4 protein-coding genes are annotated in these 2,496 nt (G+C 66.9%); 3 read left to right on the top strand and 1 reads right to left on the bottom strand.

Annotated features, from left to right (window positions below; genetic code table 11):
* Nucleotide 1 precedes the first annotated feature (1 nt).
* Nucleotides 2-748, top strand: coding sequence for a hypothetical protein (locus AB4Y86_RS16735; protein ID WP_441403298.1), 747 nt, complete (start codon nucleotides 2-4; stop codon nucleotides 746-748).
* A gap of 76 nt (nucleotides 749-824) precedes the next feature.
* Here the strand turns inward: AB4Y86_RS16735 and AB4Y86_RS16730 are convergent, their stop codons facing one another.
* A complete protein-coding gene (locus AB4Y86_RS16730) occupies nucleotides 825-1,409 on the bottom strand; it encodes a dihydrofolate reductase family protein (RefSeq protein WP_441403297.1) in 585 nt (194 codons plus the stop codon).
* Between the two features lie 241 nt (nucleotides 1,410-1,650).
* On the opposite strand from AB4Y86_RS16730, the gene AB4Y86_RS16725 reads away from it, so the two are divergent.
* Both AB4Y86_RS16725 and AB4Y86_RS16720 read left to right on the top strand, forming a co-directional pair.
* The gene (locus AB4Y86_RS16725) at nucleotides 1,651-1,848 is read left to right on the top strand and encodes a helix-turn-helix transcriptional regulator (RefSeq protein WP_441403296.1); all 198 of its coding nucleotides are present in this window, start codon (nucleotides 1,651-1,653) and stop codon (nucleotides 1,846-1,848) included.
* A partial coding sequence (locus tag AB4Y86_RS16720) for a type II toxin-antitoxin system HipA family toxin (protein ID WP_441403295.1) occupies nucleotides 1,848-2,496 on the top strand: 649 nt, incomplete at its 3' end. The genes AB4Y86_RS16725 and AB4Y86_RS16720, both read left to right, overlap by 1 nt.

Raw genomic sequence — 2,496 nt, 5'->3', positions numbered from 1 at the left:
CATGTTCTCAAGCACTACTGCTGCGCGCCATCGCTCCGACGCCACCGCCGGGCGGTCCTCAGCATTTTCCATCAAGTCAGGTACCGTCGGCCGCCAGGCCGCAGTAATCTTTGCAGCCTCCGGACTCGTCCTCACAAGCGGCATGGCGGCCAACGCCGCCGTCGCACCGGTTCAGCGCGACGCCGCCCCCGCATCCTCCGTTGACGTCGCCAGCAAGGTCTCGACGCCGGTCACGGCTGATTCCTCCGTGCAGATCAGCTTTGATCGCTCCGCCGTTGCTACTTCGCCGGCCCCCGTGATCGAGCAGCCCGCCGCAGCTCCGGCGGTCGCAGCCCCGGCCGCCGCCGCGCCGGCCGCAGTGCAGGCCCCGGCCGCACCGAAGATCACCGTGCAGGCCGCAGCGGCCCCGGCGCCGGCTCCGGCGGCAGCCGGCGGCGTCAATGCCGCAATGCTCGCCTCCGCGTACGCCCAGATCGGCATTATCCAGGACTGCACCGCCATGGTGGAGAAGGCTCTCGGCGCCGCCGGCCACCCGGTGGGTGACCTCGGTCCGCAGCAGTTCCTGAGCCAGGGGACGGTAGTTGCGACCCCGGAGCCCGGAGACATGGTGGTTCAGTCCGGCCACGTCGGCATCTACGCCGGCAACGGCCAGGTCGTCAGCGGCGGCATGAACGGAACCAACCAGACCATCGTCCACCCGCTGTCCTGGCTGACTGCCACCGGCGGCGTGACGTTCGTCCGCGCCTAAGCACCAAGGCGTAGGTGCCTGGGCGTACGCGCCGAGGCGCAGCGCACTGCATTGAAGGGCCGGTGGCCGGCTGTCGTTATGACGGCCGGCCACCGGCCTTTGGCGGGCTGGAGTACCGCAACAAGACAACGCCATTGCCAAACGCCCGGGTTTGAACGAGCGTGAGCGGCGTCTTGCTGTCCGCGGGCTTGAACAAGGGTGTCCCGCGCCCTATCAACACCGGGTGGACGTAGATCCAGTACTCATCGATCAGCCCGAGGCGCCGGAAGGTGTCGGCAAGATCAGCCCCGCCCAGGGCCAAATCGCCGCCCGGCTGTGCCTTCATTTCCAGGATGTCCTCGGCGATGACGTCGCGCACCACAGTGGTGTTCCAGTCGGTTGCCTCAAGCGTGCTTGAATAGACGACCTTGGGCATCTCCCGCCAGATACCGGCGAACTCGGCCATCGTCGGCGGGCAGGCCGGATCCTGGTCCGCCGTCGGCCAGAAGCTGGCCATCAGCTCATGGGAAACGCGGCCACTGAGGAACGCGCCCATGGTGCGGAGGTGTTCGTTGAAATGGCTGTGGAGTTCCTCGTCGACCATGTGCCAGCCGATGTCCCGGTCGGGTCCCTCCACGTAGCCGTCGAGGGACACCTGCAGGGCGAGGATGATCTTCCGCATGGCCCAGAGCCTACGCGTCGGGTGGCCGCCGCCGGAAGGGGTGCGTGGGCACCCGGGTTTCGGCAGCATACTGCCGGTTTTGCCGATGCGGTTGACTGGGCTGCTCCGTGAATGCATGATCGGCAACATCTTGCCGATTGGATGCTCGTCATGCATTATGGAAGGATATTGGGGTCCAAATCGGCAGAATGTTGCCGGACCGTCACCCGCATAGGTGGCATACGTTCGAAGGGGGAGTGCCGTGGCCGACGTGGCAAGTATTGCCGAGGGGATCCGCCGAAGCCGCAAGGCTGCCGGGCTTACCCAGGAGGATTTGGCGTTGCTGGCCGCCACCTCGGAGCGCACCGTCCGCGCCATCGAGACCGGGACCGGCAACCCCTCATTGCGTGCGGTCGCGGCCGTGGCCAACGTGCTCGGCCTGCGGCTCGCGGTGATCTGATGGCTGCCGAACTGCAGGAACTGAGGTTCGTCAGGTCCGCCGACGTCTACAAGAACGGACACCTGGCCGGTTCCCTGGCCCGCACCACCGACGGCGGGGTGCGGTTTTCGTACCGGTCCGACTATCTTGCGGGCGGGTACCCTGCGGTTGCGGTATCCCTGCCGGGATCCGAAGTGGCGGTGGAAGCCCCCGCGGGCGCCCTGCCGGCCTTCTTTGCCGGGCTCCTTCCCGAGGGGCACCGGCTTACCGTGTTGAAGAACGCCACGAAAACCAGTTTTGACGACGAATTGACGCTGCTGCTCGCCGTCGGGGCTGATGTGCCGGGCGACGTCCAGGTAGTTCCTGCGGGAGAGTTGCCCGTCGATCCGGCGGCGCTGGCAGACACCTCGCGGCCGGAGGAGCTGGATTTTTCTCTACTTGCCAACACCGTCGACCTGCACGGCATCCCGGGGGTGCAGCGCAAGACCAGCGCCTCCATGCTGACGACGCCGCTGGCCCTGCGCGGTCACCGCTACCTGCTGAAGCTGGACCCAGCGGAACATCCCCATCTGGTGGAAAACGAGGCAGCCCATCTGATCGGCGCGAGGGGGCTCAAGATCCCCGTCGCAAAGAGCTCCGTTATTAAGGACAGTCACGGCCTGCCGGGGC

This window comes from Arthrobacter sp. 2YAF22_2 (assembly GCF_052114645.1).
GTDB lineage: Bacteria > Actinomycetota > Actinomycetes > Actinomycetales > Micrococcaceae > Arthrobacter.
Note: the sequence above shows the minus strand (reverse complement) of the source record. Positions and strands in the feature narration are given on the sequence as shown.